The organism is Devosia submarina (assembly GCF_003056345.1).
GTDB lineage: Bacteria > Pseudomonadota > Alphaproteobacteria > Rhizobiales > Devosiaceae > Devosia > Devosia submarina.
Map to the genome: position 1 here is coordinate 134,598 of NZ_PYWB01000006.1, position 18,972 is coordinate 153,569.

The 18,972-nt window shown below is 58.6% G+C and carries 17 protein-coding genes; 10 read left to right on the plus strand and 7 right to left on the minus strand.

What is annotated here, in order from left to right; genetic code table 11:
* The 3 genes from DDE77_RS10225 to DDE77_RS10235 form a co-directional block, all read right to left on the minus strand.
* Positions 1-858, minus strand: a complete 858-nt coding sequence (locus tag DDE77_RS10225; RefSeq protein WP_245895159.1) for an ABC transporter permease — start codon at positions 856-858, stop codon at positions 1-3.
* Positions 859-1,029: 171 nt separating this feature from the next.
* A complete protein-coding gene (locus tag DDE77_RS10230) occupies positions 1,030-2,319 on the minus strand; it encodes an ABC transporter substrate-binding protein (protein ID WP_108397371.1) in 1,290 nt (429 codons plus the stop codon).
* 35 nt (positions 2,320-2,354) lie between these two features.
* Positions 2,355-3,437 carry an ABC transporter ATP-binding protein gene (locus DDE77_RS10235; RefSeq protein WP_108397372.1) on the minus strand — a complete coding sequence of 361 codons (1,083 nt, stop codon included), beginning with the start codon at positions 3,435-3,437 and terminating at the stop codon, positions 2,355-2,357.
* Between the two features lie 150 nt (positions 3,438-3,587).
* Here DDE77_RS10235 and DDE77_RS10240 point away from each other — a divergent pair, with 150 nt between their 5' ends.
* Positions 3,588-4,619: an MFS transporter gene (locus DDE77_RS10240; RefSeq protein ID WP_281261301.1), complete on the plus strand. Its 1,032-nt coding sequence runs from the start codon at positions 3,588-3,590 to the stop codon at positions 4,617-4,619.
* 138 nt (positions 4,620-4,757) lie between these two features.
* Here the strand turns inward: DDE77_RS10240 and DDE77_RS10245 are convergent, their stop codons facing one another.
* Positions 4,758-5,312: a DUF1003 domain-containing protein gene (locus DDE77_RS10245; RefSeq protein WP_108397374.1), complete on the minus strand. Its 555-nt coding sequence runs from the start codon at positions 5,310-5,312 to the stop codon at positions 4,758-4,760.
* A gap of 193 nt (positions 5,313-5,505) precedes the next feature.
* Here DDE77_RS10245 and DDE77_RS10250 point away from each other — a divergent pair, with 193 nt between their 5' ends.
* From DDE77_RS10250 to hflX, 6 genes are all read left to right on the plus strand, one after another.
* Positions 5,506-7,158, plus strand: a complete 1,653-nt coding sequence (locus DDE77_RS10250; RefSeq protein WP_108397375.1) for a glycoside hydrolase family 13 protein — start codon at positions 5,506-5,508, stop codon at positions 7,156-7,158.
* Between the two features lie 43 nt (positions 7,159-7,201).
* On the plus strand, positions 7,202-9,121 hold the full coding sequence (locus DDE77_RS10255) for an alpha-amylase family glycosyl hydrolase (protein WP_108397376.1): 1,920 nt from the start codon (positions 7,202-7,204) through the stop codon (positions 9,119-9,121).
* Between the two features lie 404 nt (positions 9,122-9,525).
* On the plus strand, positions 9,526-11,862 hold the full coding sequence (locus DDE77_RS10260; protein WP_108397377.1) for a sensor histidine kinase NtrY-like: 2,337 nt from the start codon (positions 9,526-9,528) through the stop codon (positions 11,860-11,862).
* Complete coding sequence (gene ntrX, locus DDE77_RS10265; RefSeq protein ID WP_108397378.1) at positions 11,862-13,244, plus strand: nitrogen assimilation response regulator NtrX; 1,383 nt, start codon at positions 11,862-11,864, stop codon at positions 13,242-13,244. The genes DDE77_RS10260 and ntrX overlap by 1 nt, the downstream gene beginning before the upstream one ends.
* A gap of 183 nt (positions 13,245-13,427) precedes the next feature.
* Complete coding sequence (gene hfq, locus DDE77_RS10270) at positions 13,428-13,679, plus strand: RNA chaperone Hfq (RefSeq protein ID WP_046138466.1); 252 nt, start codon at positions 13,428-13,430, stop codon at positions 13,677-13,679.
* Between the two features lie 8 nt (positions 13,680-13,687).
* Positions 13,688-15,061, plus strand: coding sequence for a GTPase HflX (gene hflX / locus DDE77_RS10275; RefSeq protein WP_108397379.1), 1,374 nt, complete (start codon positions 13,688-13,690; stop codon positions 15,059-15,061).
* Here the strand turns inward: hflX and mazG are convergent.
* Together mazG and DDE77_RS19440 are read right to left on the minus strand one after the other, a co-directional pair.
* The gene (gene mazG / locus DDE77_RS10280) at positions 15,058-15,867 is read right to left on the minus strand and encodes a nucleoside triphosphate pyrophosphohydrolase (RefSeq protein WP_108397380.1); all 810 of its coding nucleotides are present in this window, start codon (positions 15,865-15,867) and stop codon (positions 15,058-15,060) included. The genes hflX and mazG overlap by 4 nt on opposite strands.
* A 216-nt stretch (positions 15,868-16,083) precedes the next feature.
* Positions 16,084-16,632, minus strand: a complete 549-nt coding sequence (locus DDE77_RS19440) for a hypothetical protein (protein ID WP_157959764.1) — start codon at positions 16,630-16,632, stop codon at positions 16,084-16,086.
* Between DDE77_RS19440 and DDE77_RS10290 the strand changes: the two genes are divergently transcribed.
* Genes DDE77_RS10290 through DDE77_RS10300 form a run of 3 tightly spaced genes read left to right on the plus strand, consistent with a single transcriptional unit; the run spans position 16,609 to position 18,841 of the window.
* Positions 16,609-16,815, plus strand: coding sequence for a PepSY domain-containing protein (locus DDE77_RS10290; RefSeq protein ID WP_108397382.1), 207 nt, complete (start codon positions 16,609-16,611; stop codon positions 16,813-16,815). The genes DDE77_RS19440 and DDE77_RS10290 overlap by 24 nt on opposite strands.
* Complete coding sequence (locus tag DDE77_RS10295; RefSeq protein ID WP_108397383.1) at positions 16,815-17,477, plus strand: response regulator transcription factor; 663 nt, start codon at positions 16,815-16,817, stop codon at positions 17,475-17,477. The genes DDE77_RS10290 and DDE77_RS10295 overlap by 1 nt, the downstream gene beginning before the upstream one ends.
* A 26-nt stretch (positions 17,478-17,503) precedes the next feature.
* Positions 17,504-18,841 carry an ATP-binding protein gene (locus tag DDE77_RS10300; protein ID WP_108397384.1) on the plus strand — a complete coding sequence of 446 codons (1,338 nt, stop codon included), beginning with the start codon at positions 17,504-17,506 and terminating at the stop codon, positions 18,839-18,841.
* Here the strand turns inward: DDE77_RS10300 and DDE77_RS20070 are convergent.
* Entirely contained in the window at positions 18,819-18,950 is a 132-nt protein-coding gene (locus DDE77_RS20070) for a hypothetical protein (protein WP_281261299.1), read from the minus strand. The genes DDE77_RS10300 and DDE77_RS20070 overlap by 23 nt on opposite strands.
* Positions 18,951-18,972 lie beyond the last annotated feature (22 nt).

Consider the following 18,972-nt stretch of genomic DNA (forward strand, 5'->3'; position numbering starts at 1 on the left):
CTAAAGTTCCTTTCGAATGTCAACGATGCGAAGGATGCCTGCGACCATCAGGAGAACCAGCACCAGCAGCACGACGGCATTGGCTGCGGCCGCGGGATATTGCAGCAGGGACATCTGGTTACGCATCATCAGCGCCACCGAAGCCGACTGCCCACCGCTCATCACCTGGACGGTCGAAAAATCAGCCATGACCAGGGTGACGACGAAGATGGTGCCGATGGCGATGCCTGGCTTGGCCAGGGGCAGGATGACGTTCCAGATGATCTGCCAGTCCTTGGCGCCGGCATCGCGGGCAGCTTCCACGAGCGATTTGTCGATGCGCATCATGTTGTTGAAGATCGGGGTCACCATGAACAGCGTATAAAGGTGCACCATGGCCAGGATCACCGCGAAGTCGGAATAAAGCAGCCATTCAAGGGGCTGGTCGATGATGCCCGCTCCCACGAGGCCGGAATTGACAAGGCCGTTGCGGCCCAGCACCGGGATCCAGGAAATCATGCGGATGATGTTGGACGTGAGGAATGGGACGGTGCACACCAGAAACAGCACCATCTGCATGGTTGCGGTACGCACATGGAAGGCGAGAAAGTAGGCTACCCAAAAGCCCAGGAAAGCCGTGATGGCCCAGACGATGGCGGCAAATTTCAGCGTATTGCCATAGGTTTTCCAGGTGACCCAGGACCCCAGGGTTTCGGCATAGTTGAAGGTGACAAAGGCGGGGTACATGCCCGCGAAGTCATAGTCCCAGAAGCTGACGATCAGCAGCAGCAGGATGGGGACGGCCAGGAAAAAGCCAAGGAGAGCAAGCAGCGGCGTTGCCTGGAGATACGGCGTGGCGCGCGTGATCAGGTTGTTCATTGGATGCTTCTCCCCCATTCGCAGTCGACACCCTCCCCCTTGTGGGGAGGGATCAAGGGTGGGGGCGGTTGACCACAGTGTAGATCGTGGCGCCCCCCTCCCAACCTCTCCCGTCGAGGGGGAGGTGACGTTCAGTGCTCGTGGCTGGAATTGGCCACGCCTGCCTACCCGTTAGGCCGCGATGAACTCGTTCCAGCGGCGGACCATGTAGCGGTCTTCGTCCATGACGGAGTTCCAGCAGGCGACCTTGCCCATGCGTTCTTCGAACGAGCCGCCATCGCGTACGGCGCCTGCCTTTTCCATGACGGTGCCGTCGGGCGCCAGGATGTCGCTCTGAGCGGGCTTGCCCTCGATCCAGAAGCCCCATTCGTCTTCCGACATGTGCTGCTTGGCCGTTTCCATGTTGGCCGAGTAGTAGCCCTGCCGGTTGAGGTAACCTCCAACCCAGCCGGATGTGTACCAGTTGATGTATTCATAGGCGGCATCAAGCTGGGCGCCTGAAAGGTGTGCGGCAAGACCCATGCCGCCGCCCCAGGAGCGATAGCCTTCCTTGAGCGGCTGGTATTTGCACTCGATACCCTTGGAGCGGACGGCCGCGACGGCGGGCGACCACATGGACTGGATCACGACTTCACCCGAACTCATCAGGTTCACGCTCTCGTCGAAGCTCTTCCAGAAGGCGCGGAACTGGCCATCCTGCTTGGCCTTAATCAGGAAATCGATGGTTTTGTCGATTTCCTCTTGGGTCATGTTGCCCTTGTCGCCATAGGTCACCGCGCCCATGGCTTCCAGGATCATTGCCGCATCCATGATGCCGATGGATGGCACGTTGATAATGGCCGTCTTGCCCTTGAACTCGGGCGCCATGATATCGGCCCAGGAGGTGATTTCCCGGCCGACGAGGTCGGGGCGGATGCCCAATGTATCGGCGTTGTAGATGGTCGGGACCATGGTGAACCAGCCCGTTTCACCGGTTGCGAACTCCCGGCTGTTCGGGCCCTCCACAAAGCCGACGGTGTGGGGAGCTGTGCCCTGGGCAATGACGCTGTCGGGTAGCAGCTTGCCGGTTTTGAACAGGGGCACGATCTGGTCGTAATATTTGAGCCGCGAGATATCCATGGGCTGGATCACGCCGGCCGGGAACACCTTCTTGAGAATCCAGTACTCGACGTCGGCAATGTCGTAGCTGTCGGGCTGGGTCACGGCGCGCTGGGCGGCGGCGTCGGAGTCGGTCGCCGTCATCTCCAAGGTGATGCCAAGGTCTTCCTTGCACTTTTCGGCAATGGCGTTGAGGTTGGACACACCCGTCCCGAACTGGCGCAGCGTGATGGGGTTTTGCGCCCAGATGGTGGGGAAGCCGGTGATAGCGCCCGAGCCGATGGCTGCGCCCGCAGCGGCGGCAACACCGCCCTTGAGCACATTGCGGCGTGAGATGCCGGAAGTCCTGGTCGTCCCTGTCATGATCGTTTGTCCCTGTTGCTGGCGTTTGACTACGGTTAGGGTGCGCCCAGGATGATGGCGTCCTCTGCGTCCCAATGGAGTGGCACCGCATCGCCCACCGCGACCGGTGTCGCGTAGAAGGCCTTGTCGGTGACGATGGCGGTGAATTCAGAGATGCCGGCGCCTTCGATGGTGAGCTTCACGCTGGGGCCGCGATATTCGAGATTGGTGACGATGCCCGTGAACCCGAAGCCCTTGTTCGGACTTTCGCCGATCCGCACGTGGTCGGTCCGGATGGCAGCGTCTACATCAGCGCCCACGGGCCTGGGCTCTCCAGATGCAGTGAAGGTTCCGCCCCCGACGACGTCGAAGGTCACAATGTTCTCGGCAGAACCGACCACTTTTCCGGAAATCACATTATGGTCGCCCATGAAGCGGGCGACGAAGGCCGTAGCTGGGCGTTCAAAGACTTCGCGAGGGCTCGCAGCCTGTTCGATCCGCCCGTCGCTCATCACCACGACCATATCGGCGAGCGCCATTGCCTCTTCCTGGCTATGGGTCACGTGTACGAAGGTGATGCCGAGCTGCTTATGGAGCTTCTTGAGTTCGGCCCGCATGCGGATCTTGAGAAAGGGATCGAGCGCCGATAGCGGCTCATCAAGCAGCAGTGCTTCGGGGTCGGTGATCAGGGCCCGCGCCAAAGCCACGCGTTGCTGCTGGCCACCGGAAAGCTGTGCGGGACGGCGGTTCGCATAGCCGTCCAACTGCATCAGCTTGAGCATGTCGAGGGCCTTGGCGCGCCGCGTCTCTTTATCGACACCGGCCATCTTGAGGCTGAAGGCAACATTGTCGATCAGGTCAAGGTGAGGAAAAAGCGCATAGGACTGGAACATCATCGCCGTGCCGCGCTTTGCCGGCGGCAGGTTTGTCACCACCTCCTTACCCAGGACAATATCGCCGTTGGAGACGCTTTCGTGCCCAGCGATCATGCGAAGGGTGGGAGTCTTTCCGCAGCCCGAAGGTCCAAGCAGGCAGCAGTAGCTCCCAGCTGGAATTTTTATGCTGATGGAGTCAACGGCAATGGTTTTACCGTAGATCTTGGAAACCGAAGCAATATCGATCTCTGCAGCTTTTGACATGCACTGTTTCCTGTTGCGCGAACTTCTATGCATCTCGCGTGCCAGCGGTTGATTGGTGAACTAAGCGCCTGCACCTCAACGGAAACCTGCGGCGCGAGGTTGTGTGCTGCTGGTGAGTAGGGTCTTCTAAAGCTCATCATTTTTCTTGCCATTGGTTCCCTGTTGGCGGTCCTCGTTAATCCTTTGGTTGGCGGGATGGCTGATCGAACAGGGGGCAGCAAGTTCATTCTGATCGGTCTGATCATTCTGGCGAGCGTTGCTTCTGCCACTCTATTCGCAGCCCCCACGCCTCTTGCGGTGGCTCTCGTCTATCTCGTCTGCCGTTTCATCAGTGCACCACTTATTCCTCTCAGCGAGTCTATACTTATCGCCAATTTGGCCGCTTACCGGTTGGAGTTTGGCCGGGTTCGAGCCTGGGGTTCAGTCTCGGTCGTGGTGACAACGCTGCTCTGTGGTTACCTGGTCGACTGGAGTGGACCGGCTGTCATAGTCATACTGCTCACGTTGGTTCTGGCAATCCAAGCAGGGTTTGCCCTGGCTCTCCCGCGCAGGGTACGGGACGGCGAAGGTGGCCCCAGTTCGGCGGCAGCGATCACCATAGCATTGCGAAGTCGCAGCTTCCTGCTGCTTGTTGGAAGTGCAGCTATATCGCAGGCTTGCCACGGTGTGTTTTACGCCTACAGCACATTTCGTTGGTTGGACGCGGGCTACACCACCTTCGACATCGGTCTATTCTGGGCAATTGGGGTGGCGGCGGAGATCATTGCCTTTGCTTGCGGAGGCTGGATAACCGCGCGGCTCTCACCCGGCACAATCATCGCCATAGGCTGCATCGCCGGCGTTCTGCGCTGGGGCACATTTGCCTATTCAACAGAACTTCTAGCCACGCTGTTTATGCAACTTCTCCAAGGAGCTACGCTGGGGATGACGCAGATTGGCGTCGCCGCCTATCTTCGCCGCCATATCCGACCGCATACTCTATCAAGCGCGACCGGCTCCTATGCGGCGTCATCGGCGCTCATCGCTAGCCTGTTCATCTTCGCTGCAGGCCATGCTTACGCGGTTAGTAGTGGCAGTGTTTTTCTATGCGCCAGCGCATTTTGCGTACTGGCCCTTGCTGTTGCCGGGACACTGGTCCGCCTTGAAAGGAACGCTCCGATTTCAGGAGGCAAAGCCAGCTAACCACCTAAAATCACCCATACACGCGGTGGGACACCGCTTGGCTTTAGTCGGCTATGCCTCCAAACTGGTCATCAAGGCCAACATAGAGTTACCAGAAAGAGGACAAGCCGGAAAGCGCCCCAGCTTAATCGTTCGGATCTAATCTTCTTCGGCTTCCAAGCGGTCCAGCACGGCTTCCGGTGCCACGTCCTTTTTCATTTCCTCAACTTCACCCGCGTCCGACGTTTCGACGCCCAGACGCTGTGCGATCGCATCAACCAAGGCAATGAGGCGGGTTGTTTCGTGCTCATTGAGCAGATTGATCTGCAGGTCTAGATCAGATCGAGCATCGTCCTCGGCTGCCATACGGTTTTGATTGATCAACACAAAGGTTGAAAGGAAAATCGCTTCCACAGAGGCGATCATCGCCAGGACAACCAGCGAGGGATCCCAAGCAGGCACAATTGGCACTAAGCCTATGTTGACCAAGATCCAGCCGCCGAACAGCGCCAGATGGATGTAGACAAACATCATGCTGCCAGCAAACTTGCTGATAGAGGCAGCAGCCTTCTCTTCGGCCGAAGCAGATGCGGCTTTTGCGCGGCGCCGTTCAATAATTGCTTCGATGTTTCGCGCCAGGGTGGGGCTCAGCGCCCTGTGGGGAGTCCTCGTCGGGCTGGCCTCGGGTTTGGATGGCTCGTGCAATCTGGACATCTGGCGTTCTCCTAGGAACAAACAAACGTCTGATTGCGTGTTTGGGTGCGCTCAGCAGAGCTTAAAAAGTAAGGTCCCACCAGCTGCCGCTGCAGGTGTCAGCCAGCGCAAATGATCGGGAGATTGCAACGACGTTGTGCATCGCTTGGCGCCTGACGGCGTTTCCACCTCGCACTGGTGCGGAGTGGACCCAATGAATGCAGCAAAGTCTCCCTGGTGGCATACTGCCACCATCTACCAGATTTATCCTCGCAGTTTTTCCGACAGTAATGGCGATGGGATCGGCGACATTCCTGGCATCATCAATCGGCTCGATTACCTAGCCGATCTGGGCATAAATGCCATCTGGCTCTCGCCCATCTACAAATCTCCCATGGACGACAATGGCTATGACATCTCCGATTATCAGGAGGTCGCTGCAGAATACGGCACACTAGAGGATTTCGATTATTTGGTTGCGGAAGCTAACACGCGCGGCATCGGCATTATCCTTGATCTTGTGGTCAACCACTCCTCTGACGAGCATCCCTGGTTTATCGACGCCTGCGGCAGCCGCGACAGCAAGTACCGCGACTTCTATACCTGGCGTGACCCGGCACCAGGCGGCGGCGTGCCGAACGATATCCCATCCGTATTCGGCGGAGCGGCCTGGAGCTTCCACGAGCCGACGGGCCAGTACTACTTTCACCAGTTTACCCGGCGGCAGCCTGATCTGAACTGGCAAAATCCCGAACTGCGCGAGAGCATCTATCGGATGATGAACTGGTGGCTAGATCGGGGAATCGCCGGCTTTCGCATGGACGTAATCGATCTGATCGGCAAGGAACCGGACCGCGGCATAACGGCCGAAGGTCCGCACCTGCACACCTATCTGCAGGAGATGCACGCTAGGACCTATGGCGGGCGCGATATCCTGACGGTAGGGGAGACTTGGAGCGCGACGCCGAACTCAGCGCTGCTCTATTCCGGCCGCAACCGCAACGAACTCTCGATGATCTTCCAGTTCGAGCATGTGACTCAGGCCTGGCACCCGATTCATGGCAAATGGCAGCCCATGGATTTCGATCTGGTGGCGCTTAAAGAGGTTTTGGGCAAGTGGCAGCTGGCCTTGGCCGAAGATGGCTGGAATTCCCTGTTCTGGGGCAATCACGATTTGCCGCGGGCGGTCTCGAAGTATGGCGACGTCTCAGGCTATCATAAGCAGTCGGCCAAGATGCTCGCAACCGTTCTCCACCTCCTCAAGGGCACGCCCTATGTTTATCAGGGCGAGGAGATCGGCATGACCAATGTCAGCTTTACCTCCATCGAGCAGTTCAAGGACGTTGAAACGCTCAACATGCACCGTCTCCATCTTGAAGCGGGGCTCTCGGCAAATGAGTTCATCGCTGGCGCCAACGTCAATGGCCGCGACAATGCCCGCACCCCCATGCAGTGGACGCAGGCCGAGCATGGCGGCTTCACTACCGGCAGCCCTTGGATCGAGGTCAATCCCAACTACCGACACATCAATGTGGAAGCGAGTCTCTCCGACAGCCAGTCCATCCTCGCGCACTACCGGCACCTGATCGGGCTGCGCAATCAGCACCCGGTGATCGTCTACGGGCGCTACCAGAGCTTCCTTGATCAGGATCCGCAGTTTTTTGTCTACACCAGAACCCTGAATGACCAGATGCTGCTGGTCGTGGCCAATTTCAGCAACAAGCCGGGCATGCTCGAACTGCCCGATGAGCTACAGCTTCAAGGCGAGTGCATCAGCTACAACTACGATCCTGTCGACCACATTGGCCCGCAGACCGAGCTTCAACCCTATGAAGCATTCGCGGTCCTGTGCCGAGGGAACAAATAGCATCGGCAACACTTGTTGCCCTATTCTCCATGCCGAGCCAAACATGCGCAAAGATCGACGCTATCCCATCGGTGCCGAACCCATTGCGGACGGCGTTTCCTTTCGCGTCTGGGCGCCCGACCACCAAAGCGTTAGCCTTGTGCTGGACAATGGCCAGGAGCACGCGTTCGAGCCCGAGGAGAGCGGCTATTGGAGCTTGTTCGCTCCGGGGCTTGGGGCAGGGGCGCTCTATCGTTTCCGGCTGAGCGGCCGTAGCGAGCTTTTGCCGGACCCATGCTCGCGTTTTCAGCCGCAGGGCGTCGCCGGCCCCTCCATGGCTGTTGACCCCACCACATTCGAGTGGTCGGACGCGAACTGGGCTGGCCCGCGGCGACAAGCGGTTTATTATGAACTTCACATCGGCACCTTCACCCAAGAGGGAACCTTAGCCGCAGCCACCGAAAAGCTCGCCTGGCTGAGGGATGTGGGCGTAACCATCATCGAGCTGATGCCGCTCAACACCTGCGTCGGCTCATTTGGCTGGGGCTATGACGGGGTGCTGCTTTTTGCGCCTACGCCCAATTACGGCACGCCCGACGATCTCCGGCGGTTCATCGACCGCGCCCATGCATTGGGCTTAGGTGTCATCCATGACGTGGTCTACAACCATTTCGGCCCCGGTGAGATCTGCCCGCTCTATGCCGCAGATTATTTCAGCGGCCGCCCCGCCAACGAGTGGGGCAAAAGCATGAACTTTGATGGACCTAACAGTGCTCCGGTCCGGGAGTTCTTTTGCAGTAATGCGGCCTACTGGATCGACGAATTCCACTTTGACGGACTCCGCATCGACGCAACGCAGGCACTTCAGGATGATGGTCCAGAGCACATCATATCAGCCTTGAGCAAGGCGGCTCGTGCCGCTGCTGGCTCCCGCTCCATTGTTCTTGTCAGCGAAAACGAGCCGCAGCAGAGCTATCAGGTGCGCTCGTCCGCAAAGGGCAAGGGCTATGGGCTGGACGCTCTTTGGAACGATGATTTCCACCACTCTGCACGCGTTGCTTTGACTGGCCGGAGCGAAGCCTATTTTCACGATCATCTCGGCCGTGCCCAGGAGTTCGTGTCAGCTGCGAAATATGGCTTTTTGTTTCAGGGACAGCGTTATGACTGGCAAGACGCCAACCGTGGCCATTTTGGTTTGGATCTGCTGCCCGACAACTTCATTCACTTTATCCAAAACCATGACCAGATCGCAAACACGCCGGGCAGCCGCCGCATCTCACAACTGACCAGCCCAGCGCTCTTGCGCGCTGTTACCGCTCTCCTGCTCTTGGGGCCCCAATCACCCATGCTCTTCCAGGGGCAGGAATTTGGCGCCACCACTAACTTCTACTACTTCCTGGATCAGCAAGGTGAGGTAGCCGCCGCGGTCGAAGCGGGACGAAAGGCCTTTGTCAGTCAGTTCCCCAGCCTGGATGAGAAGCAAGCGCTTGGGCACGTGCAACCTCCCCACGAGCGATCTACTTTTAATAGCTCAAAGCTTAATTGGACCGAGACCAAGCTGCACCAGCACATCGTAGAATTGCATCTAAACCTGTTGCAGTTGCGGCGGACCACGGCTGCCTTCCAGCGTAGCCAGCAGCAGCGCACCGTCGATGGCTCAACAATCAGTGAGAACGCGTTCCTGCTGCGCTATTTCGGTGAAAAGCAGCACGAAGACCGGCTGTTGTTGGTCAATCTGGGAAGCGATGTGAAGGTGCGGAGCATTCCCGACCCGCTTTACGCTCCTCCCACAGGCTATAAGTGGATCACAGCCTGGTCGAGTCAGGAGGTTCGCTATGGTGGCACTGGCCAGCGAAACGTAGACACTGATGAGCCATGGGTGCTGACGGCTGAGACGGCGCTATTGTTTGCGCCGCAACAAGCTGCGCGCAAAGCTGTGCCCAGCAAGGAGTTCCTGGACGCGTATCAATACAATCTGCGCTAGGGCGCCGGTGCTTGCCAAATATCCCGGTAATGTCGAGAGGGTAGCGGAAGCCGTTTTTCGGTAAGCTCGGGTTTGTAGCTTTTCGCGCTTTGTCGCTACGGGTTTATTAGTTAGCGCATCGGGGTACATCGTAGCCGCGTTCAATAACGCATATTGCGATATTCCCGGCGACAATCCAGACGCACTAGCTCGGAGTGTGCTGGATGTCTGGCCGAGGAACGCACATTGCTGCGAACCGTAGCTTGCTTGCGTTCCCCTCCACCCTGATAAGTCGAACGTAGCAACGCTCCGTACAGCACGCTGACTTTTGGTGTCACATTTTAGCAACATTTATCTTGAATGGTCCGGCGAATTGGGTCAGGCTTTGCCTCCCGTCATGAAGTTGGAGTGCCGTCGGGCATTTAATGAGCGAAGCAGCCAGCATCGGCAATGAACCGCAGGTCGCAAGAGCGGCCGATATAATCCCGGTTATCCGACCGTCTTTCCCGACGAAGCGCAGCAACAGGGCGTTGCGCGTGCTCGGGCTCGTTGTGGTCACGGCATCGGTGCTGATGTCGTCACTGTCGTTCCTGATTCTCTCCGGCACGACCAATATCGAGCCGTCCACCACCATGTGGACCGTGATCTGGATCGTGACGGGCATTCTTGTGTTGCTGATGATTGCCCTTGTGGTGACGGAAGCGGTGTTGCTGATACAGGCGCGCATTCAGCGACAGCCAGGCGCCGCCTTGCAGATCCGCATGGTGACCATGTTTGCCCTGGTGGCTGCGATTCCAGCTGCTTTGGTGGCAGTGGTCGCCACCATCGCGCTCAACCAGGGCCTGGACCAATGGTTTTCGGAGCGGACGCGCTCCATGGTGGAAAGCTCTCGTCTGGTTGCGCGCTCCTACATGCTGGAGCACGCACAGGTGTTGCGCGACGACGTGATCTGGGTCGCCACGGAACTTGAGCAGGCGCGTGGCACCTATGAGTCTGATAAAGACCGCTTTCAGCGCATTTTGACGGCGCTGGCCGTGACGCGCTCGCTGCCGTTTACGTCGTTGGTGAATGCCAGGGGCGAAACGCTGATGCGTGCGCAGATTGCGGTGCAAGGTGCCTATCCGAAACTTCCGGATGGCATCACTGAGGGCCTGGTGGAGGGTATCCCGGCAGCGATCGCGCCCGGCCGGATCAACCTTGTCGGTTCGGTTATCAAGCTGCGCGGCTATGACGATACTTATCTCTTTGTCGCCCGGCCGATGGAAGCCGAGGTGCTGGAATATATGCGACTGACGGACGAGAACATTACCGAGTACCGGCAATATGCGTCCAACCGGCTGGTGTTTCAGATCACGTTCACCATCATGTATGTGGGCCTTGCCGTTGTTCTGCTGCTGGCGGCTCTTTGGACCGGCATTGCGCTTGCCAACCGTTTCGTGGACCCGATCCGGAACCTGATGATTGCATCGAACCGAGTGAGAGGCGGCGATCTGGATATTCAGGTGCCGGTTCAGGAGGGCAGGGGCGATTTGCGCGATTTGTCCCACGGCTTCAACCGGATGACGCAACAGCTTAAATCACAGCGTGAAGCTCTCTTGACTGCCAACGAAATGAACGAGAAGCGCCGGCAGTTCACCGAAGCGGTGGTTGAGGGGGTGTCGGCGGGCATTATCGGACTTGATCCGTTTGGGGCGGTGACGCTGGTCAATGCTCGTGCCTGCGAGATGTTGGGACGCGATGAAATTGCCCTGATGGGTGAGCGCATTGAGGATGTGATGCCGCAACTGGCACCAATCCTCGAGCGGGCGCGGTCGGCTCGGCGCGGGCAGGTGCGTGATCAGATTCATCTTGGCAACGAGACCGACCGCCGTATCTACCAGGTGCAGCTAACACGTGAAGGATCTATCACCGAATCGAAGGGCTATGTGCTGACCTTTGACGACATCACGGACCTTGAATCCGCCCAGCGTACTAGTGCCTGGGCGGACGTGGCGCGGCGTATTGCCCATGAGATCAAGAACCCGCTGACACCTATCCAGCTTTCTGCGGAGCGACTGCGGCGGCGTTATGGCTCGAAGCTCGAGGACGATCGGGACGTCTTCGACAAGTGCATCAATACGATCGTGCGTCAGGTCGGGGATATCGGCCGCATGGTCGACGAGTTTTCAGCCTTCGCCCGGATGCCCGAGGCTGCGCCAGAGAAGGCCGATCTGTCCGATACGATCCGCCAGGCGGTGTTCCTGGAAAGCGTTCGGCTACCCGAAGTGGTGATCCACACCGATATCCCGCAGCAGCCGATCTTTGCGTGGTTCGATACGCGCCTCATCTCTCAGTCTTTGACAAACCTTATCAAGAACGCGGTAGAAGCTTTTGAGAGTGTTGATAAATCGGGTGACTGGACGCCCACAATCCAGGTGCAGGCACAGGTTGAGGGCAATTACGCCCGGGTGGCCGTGTCCGACAATGGCAAGGGCTGGCCTAGGGAAAACCGGCAGCGGCTGCTTGAGCCCTATATGACTACGCGAGAAAAAGGGACCGGACTTGGCCTCGCCATCGTTGCCAAGATCATCGAACAGCACGGCGGCATCGTGGAGCTGGTGGATGCCGAGCCTGATCCCACCGGGCGCGTTGGCGCCTGTGTGACCTTTACCCTGCCGCTGGACGCGAGCGTGACGCCGCAGGCGGCAGAAGGGCAAGCCATGCTGGCTGCTCCAACGGAATCAAAAGAGGAGCCGCTGTACCCAGCGGCAGTACATAAATAATGGCACTCGACATCCTCATCATCGATGACGAAGACGATATTCGCGAACTGATCGCTGGCATTCTGGAGGATGAGGGCTATGAGGCCCGTCAGGCGCATGACGCGGACAGTGGCCTCAATGAAATCGCGCGCCGACGGCCAAGTCTGGTGTTCCTCGATATCTGGATGCAGGGTTCGCGGTTAGATGGGTTGCAACTGCTGGATGTGTTCCAGAGCCAGCATCCGGACATGCCGGTGGTGATGATTTCGGGGCACGGCAATGTGGAAACGGCCGTGTCTGCCATCCGTCGCGGCGCGTACGACTATATCGAAAAGCCCTTCAAAATCGACCGGCTGCTGCACATTACGCAACGCGCCATGGAAGCAACGCGCTTGCGCAATGAGGTGGCAGAGCTCAAGGAGCGCTCGTCGTCCAAAAGCGTAGAGATGGCCGGTAACTCACCGGCGCTTCAGCAGGTAAAAGCGACGATCGAGAAATCGGCACCTACTAACTCGCGTATCTTTATTTCTGGGCCGTCTGGGGCGGGCAAGGGCTTGGTGGCCCGTCTGATTCACCAACGTAGCCCGCGTGCTGATGCGCCATTCGTGGAAATAAACGCCTCGCTCTATGCGCCCGAAGAAGTGCCCATTGTATTATTCGGGCGCGAAAGCCGTGAAAAGACGGGCATTCCGAAGGTCGAGGTTGGTGCGCTGGAACGCGCTCACGGCGGAACGCTTTATCTCTCGGAGGTGACGACATTGCCGCCGCAGACGCAGTCGGCCTTGTTGCGCACGTTGGTGGAAAACCGCTTCAACCGAGTAGGTGGTACGCAGGCCGTACCGATCGACGTGCGCATTATTGCGGCCAGTTCACAGAATGTCGCAGCACAGATCGAGGCGGGTGAGTTCCGCTCCGATTTGTTCCACAGGCTCTCCATTGTGCCGCTACCACTTACGCCTCTCAAAGAGCGACGCGAGGACGTGCCACCGCTGGTCAATGTCTTCATCGAGCAGATCTGCCGTATGCACAATCTGCAGCGCATGACGATTGGCGATGATGCCATGGCCGTGCTGCAGGCGCAGGAATGGCCCGGCAATGCGCGGCAGCTCAGGAATTCCATCGAGCGCCTCCTGATCCTGATGAAAGATCAGCAGCCGGAAGGAAATGTGATTTCCGCAGCTATGCTGCCATCCGACATCGGCGAAGTTCTGCCAACGGTCGGTGACACCGATGCTTCGGCGCATTTGATGAGCCTACCACTGCGTGATGCCCGCGAGGTCTTCGAGCGGCAATATCTGCTTGCACAGATCGAACGCTTTGGCGGCAACATTTCCAAGACTGCCGAGTTTGTGGGAATGGAGCGGAGCGCCTTGCATCGCAAGATCAAGTCGCTCGGCTTGTGAGAGGTTGTCATTTATTTGTGGTTTGCCATGCATCCGGCGCGGGTAGGCACGAAAAATGAACTGTGCCATAGTGTTTAACGCACGATGAAAACAGGTGCTCGTGGACTGTGCGGCAGTCTTGCCTAACGAGCAGGCATCGAAGCGAGAACGGCGACCATCAAAGCCGCAGAAAAAGAGGCCTAAATGCCCAGCGAAAAGCAGCAGAACCTGCAGGATTCCTTCCTTAATCACGTTCGCAAACAAAAGGTGCCCGTCACGATCTTTCTTGTGAACGGGGTGAAGTTGCAAGGTGTCATCACCTGGTTCGACAATTTCTGTCTTTTGTTGCGCCGGGATGCTCAGTCGCAACTTGTTTACAAGCACGCCATTTCTACCATCATGCCGGGCGCGCCGATCCAATTGTTTGATCCCGAGCAAAACCAGGACAGCGACTGAACAGTTCAATGACGGATTTTGATGACGAAGAGGCCGCCCTGAAAGGCGGCCCTCAGGCATTTGTAGACCGCCGCGCGAAGCCAACGCGCGCGGGCGTTGTGGTGCCGGACGTGCGCGGTCTTTCCTCGCAGCACGGGATTGATGCGCGCAAGTCCGAGTTCGACGGGTTGGCTGATGCGATTGGGCTCGAGATCGTCTTCTCCGAGGTCGTGAAGGTCCGTGAGATCAAGCCTGCCACCTTTGTCGGTGGCGGTACGGTGCAGACGCTGGCAGAGCGGGTAGAGGCGGAAGAAATCGATCTTCTGCTGGTGGATGCTGCTCTAACCGCGATCCAGCAACGCAATCTGGAAAAAGAAACGGGCGCCAAGGTTTTGGATCGCACCGGGCTGATCCTAGAAATCTTCGGCGAGCGCGCTGCAACGCGCGAGGGCGTGTTGCAGGTAGAACTGGCCCTCCTCAACTACCAGAAGGGGCGCCTTGTGCGATCCTGGACGCACCTCGAGCGCCAGCGCGGCAGCGGTGGCTATGGCTTCATGGGTGGTCCGGGCGAAACGCAGATCGAAAGTGACCGTAGGCAGATTTCAGACCGGATCGTTCTGCTGGAAGACCGGCTCGACAAGGTCAAGAAGACGCGCGCGCAACAGCGTTCGCAACGCAGCGAAATGCCTGTGGTGGCGCTTGTTGGTTATACCAATGCCGGCAAGTCCACGCTGTTCAATGCGCTCACCGGCTCGGATGTGTTTGCCAAGGATCTCCTGTTTGCGACGCTGGACACCACGATCCGCAAGCTTGAACTGCCGCATGGCCGTGAGGTGATGTTGAGCGACACGGTGGGCTTCGTCGCTGATCTCCCTACCGATCTGGTGGCAGCGTTCCGCGCGACCCTCGAAGAGGTGCTAGAGGCCGATGTGATCCTGCACGCTCGTGACATCGCCAATCCGGACCATCTGGCGCAAGCGCAGGATGTACTCAAGGTTCTGGGTGATTTGGGCGTTTCACCTGAAACAACTCCAATCATTGAAGTCTGGAACAAGATAGATCTGCTGGGGCAGGGCGATCTCGATTTGGATGATCTGCTTTCCAATATTGCTCCGGCAGGTAAGGTGGCCAGCGTTGTTCCAGTGTCGGCAGTAAGTGGGCGCGGGCTCGACGAGCTCAAGCTCGCGATCGAAACGGCACTCGGGGAAAAGAGCCGCACCTATCATGTGCACGTGCCCCACACGGCCGGCGCCGATATCGGGTGGCTCCACTCCCACGCCGAAATCATATCGCGCGATGAGCCAAACGAGCAGGGTTCGGGCTTCGTTGTGCGGGTCGAGCCCCGCCACAGGGCTGCATTTGTGGAGCGGTTCAATGGACGGATCGAGAACCCGGACGCCTAGAGCTTGTCGGCGGCCCTGATCTCGTTCCAGTAGGCGTCGAGCCTGTCCAAGCCTGCCTCGGATGGCGCGACACTATCCTCGCGGCAGCGCGCCTCCACATGGTGGAAGCGGCGGGTGAATTTGTGGTTGGCGTCGCGTAAGGCCGCTTCAGCGTCTACACCGGCTTTCCGCGCCAGATTTGCCACGGCAAACAGCAGGTCGCCGATTTCCTCGTGCACGGCGTCCTTGTTGCCTGACGCCTGCGCCTCCTTGACTTCCCCCAGTTCCTCTTCGACCTTGGCGAGCACGGCATCGAAGTCGGACCAGTCAAAGCCGATCTTGGCCGCGCGCTTGGTCAGCTTTTCAGCGCGTGCGAGGGCGGGAAGCACCTGGGGAACATCATCAAGCAGGGACGGTTCAGTGTTTCCCTTGCGCTGGGCTTTGGCAGCGCGCTCGTCGAGCTTGATGGCTTCCCATTGGCCTTTAGCGGCCTCGGCAGAGTTGGCAGCTTCTTCGCCAAATACGTGGGGGTGGCGGCGGATTAGCTTTTCGGTCACGCTATAGATTACGTCCCCGATGTCGAAATATCCGGCCTCGCTCGCCATCTGGGCGTGAAAGATCGGCTGGAACAGCAAGTCTCCTAGTTCCTCGCGCAGATCGGCCCAGTCCTGCCGCTCGATGGCATCGGAGACCTCATAGGCCTCCTCGATCGTGTAGTGGCGGATGCTGGAAAAGTCCTGTTCGAGGTCCCAGGGACAACCTCCGTCGGGGTTCCGTAATGCGGCCATGATCTCGATCAGACGGGATATGTCACGGGAGGGCTGCATGATGTCTCGGCCTTGAGGAATCTGCCGGCAAGTTTAGCAGCTATAGGGGAACGCGCCAGCCAGCCGGCATCAGAAACGCGGGGGGCGGTTTGCTGTTGATGCCGGCTGGCTGGACAACTTGCGCTGACGGCTATCCGCATGGGAGTTTGAACGCCAACAACACGAGACTAGCACGCGAGGGGTGACCGATGCATGAGTGGGTTTGTCAGCGAACTGTCAGCTAGACGGGACTACAAGAGCCGGATGATCTCGCGCGTATTGCTTGCCGCCACCATGGCTGCCCTGCTGAGCTTCAGCCATCCCGCCCTGGCGCAGGGCAATGGGAACTCGTCCGAAAATGGGGGAGGGAATGGAAATGAGGGAGGAAGCGGCAATTCCGGCGGGAACAGCAATTCCGGCGGGAACAGCAATTCCGGTGGGAACGGCAATTCCGGTGGGAACGGCAATGGCGGAGGAAATGGAAACGGCAACGGAGGTGGAAGCGGAAACGCCGGTGGAAACAGCAACGGGAACTCTGGCGGTAATGCCGGGAGTGGGAACTCCGGTGCAAACGGGAATGGGAACGGCCCCGGCGATTCCGGGAATAGCGGTAGCAATGGAGCCGTAAACGGTAACGGCAATAACGGTGATGTCGGACGTGGTGGACCCCGATCTGATGACGGCGGCCGGGGAAGTGCTCCCGGGGTAAACCCCTCGGTTGCAGGGCCTGCCAGCACCGGTGGCGGACAGGAAGAGACCGCATTGGGTGCGGTTCAGGCCGGCCAAGCCGTTCCGCTGACCACGATCGTCAATGATCTAAAGGGGCGTGCGGCGGGAGAAATGATCGATGCCCAATTGGTGACAGCTGGGAATTTCCTGCTCTATGCCGTGAAGGTTCTGTCTGCAGATGGCAGGGTTGCCACGAAATATTACTATGCGCGCACTGGGCGCCCGGTTGAGGTCAAGTGATGCGCGTCCTGATCGCGGAAGATGATGACAGAATTGCCGCAACGCTTGTTTCGTCACTGAACAAGGCAGGCTTTTCAGTTGAACGTGAAAGGGATGGGGAGTCAGCTTGGTATCGTGGGGACAGCGAAAGCTTTGATGCCGTGGTGCTCGATTTGGGCCTGCCACAAATGGACGGGCTTACCGTGCTTAAGCGCTGGCGCAGTGCCGGGCGCACCGTTCCGGTGCTGATCCTCACTGCACGCGGGCAGTGGGAAGAGCGGGTGGATGGAATTGAGGCGGGCGCCGATGATTATGTGGTCAAGCCCTTTCATGTCCTGGAGATTGTTGCCCGTATTCGCGCTCTTGTTCGCAGGGCTGGTGGACACGCTTCATCGCGGATCGTCTTCGGCAAATACCAGCTCGACATGCGCACGCTCCAGGTAACAGCGGATGGCCTGCCGGTTGATCTCACGCCTCAAGAGTTCAAGCTTATCGCCTATCTGGTGCACAATCGCGGACGCGTGGTGTCCCAACTGGAGATAACCGAACACATCTATAGCCAGGATTATGAGCGGGATTCCAACGCCGTTGAGGTACTGGTTGGCCGCGTCCGCAAGCGGCTGGGCAAGGATGTCATCAAGACCAGGCGCGGCTTCGGCTATACGCTGGGTGAGGAACTTTGATCCTCGGCTCCCTCGGCTTGCGATTGATGGGCCTAGCAACCATCTGGGTTGTGCTATCGCTGGTCGCCGCTGCTTTTGTTCTGCAATATCTTTTTACGATCAATGTGGAGCGAAGCACGCGTGAGGACCTGAACGCAGCGCTTACCCGTGTTGCCGCCAGCATCGTGCCGGAAAACGCCAAGCCTACCCTGAGCGAGCCTCTGCCAGACCCGCGCTATGCTACGCCGCTTGGAGGCAGGTATTGGCAGGTCCGAGCCTTGGACACAGGCGATATCGCCCGGTCACGCTCCCTATGGGATTTGGAGCTCGATGCCTTGGGCGCAGATGGCGAGATCAGCCACCAGATTATACCAGACGGGCGGCAGATCATCATGCTGTCAAGAAAGCTGGATATCGAAAGCCCACAGGCGACGCGCTCGTTCCTGGTAACGGTGGGTGAGGATTATGATCCCACTCGAGCGCTGATTGCGAGCTTTACGGCCGATGCGATCAAGCTTCTGACGCTGCTGGGCGTTTTGATCCTGAGTGCGGCCTGGATGCTGCTGCGATATGGCCTTGCGCCAATCAAAGCCGTACGTGAAGCCATCGAGAACGTGCGTCGCGGTACCCATAAGCAGCTGGAGGGGCGCTTTCCGACCGAGCTCGATCCACTTGTGGACGAGGTCAACCAACTGCTGAGAGCGCGTGATGCGACCATGGAAAGAGCCCGCAGCCGCGCGTCAGACCTAGCGCATGGGCTCAAGACACCGCTGGCAGCCTTGTATGGCATTGCCGAGGAGCTGCGCGAACAGGGCAACGCAAATGACGCCGCGATCGTGCAGGAGATCGCGTCCGAGATGTCGGAAAAGATAGACTACCAACTCCGACTGGCTACGCTGAGGTTGCGGACTGCAGCCCAACCGGCGCGATCCTCTCTCAACAGTGCCACGCTTCGCACAATCACCGTGCTCAAGAAAACTGGGCGTGGCGAGCAGTTGCACTGGGTTGCCGAGCTCATGGACGATTGCTGGGTTGACGTGGACCGGCAGGATCTGATGGAGCTGGTGGGCATAACGCTCGAGAATGCCGCCAAATGGGCCGCGAAGCGGGTCATTGTACGAGCGACGCGGGCGGGGGAGGTGGCACAGCTGGAGATCAGCGACGACGGCCCGGGGGTTCCTGAGCACCAGTTGGAGGAACTAGGCATTCGCGGAAGGCGACTTGATGAGGCGCGGCCTGGAACGGGACTGGGACTCGCAATTGCCGGCGAGATCCTCGAGATCAATCAGGGGCAGATGCAATTCCGGCGCGCACAGATTGGGGGGCTCTGCGTCACACTGTGCCTGCCCCTCGCCAAGTCAGTCAGTTCACTTCCGTCTGCGTGATCGAAAAAGCCTCATCGGCTTGGTCCTGTGCATTCTGAGCACTGGCAATCAGTCCGGCGGTTGCCAGACTTGCCACAAGGATGCATCCTAGGATCGCCATCATCAGCATGAGTGTTCTCCTCACGTTTTTG

Bases quoted from the DNA above. Each gene is read 5' to 3' on its own strand.
- DDE77_RS10255 (WP_108397376.1), top strand. From the start codon at position 7,202: ATGCGCAAAGATCGACGCTATCCCATCGGTGCCGAACCCATTGCGGAC.
- DDE77_RS10230 (WP_108397371.1), bottom strand. From the start codon at position 2,319: ATGACAGGGACGACCAGGACTTCCGGCATCTCACGCCGCAATGTGCTC.
- DDE77_RS20070 (WP_281261299.1), bottom strand. From the start codon at position 18,950: ATGCTGATGATGGCGATCCTAGGATGCATCCTTGTGGCAAGTCTGGCA.
- hflX (WP_108397379.1), top strand. From the start codon at position 13,688: ATGACGGATTTTGATGACGAAGAGGCCGCCCTGAAAGGCGGCCCTCAG.
- hfq (WP_046138466.1), top strand. From the start codon at position 13,428: ATGCCCAGCGAAAAGCAGCAGAACCTGCAGGATTCCTTCCTTAATCAC.
- DDE77_RS10260 (WP_108397377.1), top strand. From the start codon at position 9,526: ATGAGCGAAGCAGCCAGCATCGGCAATGAACCGCAGGTCGCAAGAGCG.
- DDE77_RS10300 (WP_108397384.1), top strand. From the start codon at position 17,504: ATGGGCCTAGCAACCATCTGGGTTGTGCTATCGCTGGTCGCCGCTGCT.
- DDE77_RS10250 (WP_108397375.1), top strand. From the start codon at position 5,506: ATGAATGCAGCAAAGTCTCCCTGGTGGCATACTGCCACCATCTACCAG.
- DDE77_RS10245 (WP_108397374.1), bottom strand. From the start codon at position 5,312: ATGTCCAGATTGCACGAGCCATCCAAACCCGAGGCCAGCCCGACGAGG.
- DDE77_RS10295 (WP_108397383.1), top strand. From the start codon at position 16,815: ATGCGCGTCCTGATCGCGGAAGATGATGACAGAATTGCCGCAACGCTT.
- DDE77_RS10225 (WP_245895159.1), bottom strand. From the start codon at position 858: ATGAACAACCTGATCACGCGCGCCACGCCGTATCTCCAGGCAACGCCG.
- ntrX (WP_108397378.1), top strand. From the start codon at position 11,862: ATGGCACTCGACATCCTCATCATCGATGACGAAGACGATATTCGCGAA.
- DDE77_RS10235 (WP_108397372.1), bottom strand. From the start codon at position 3,437: ATGTCAAAAGCTGCAGAGATCGATATTGCTTCGGTTTCCAAGATCTAC.
- mazG (WP_108397380.1), bottom strand. From the start codon at position 15,867: ATGCAGCCCTCCCGTGACATATCCCGTCTGATCGAGATCATGGCCGCA.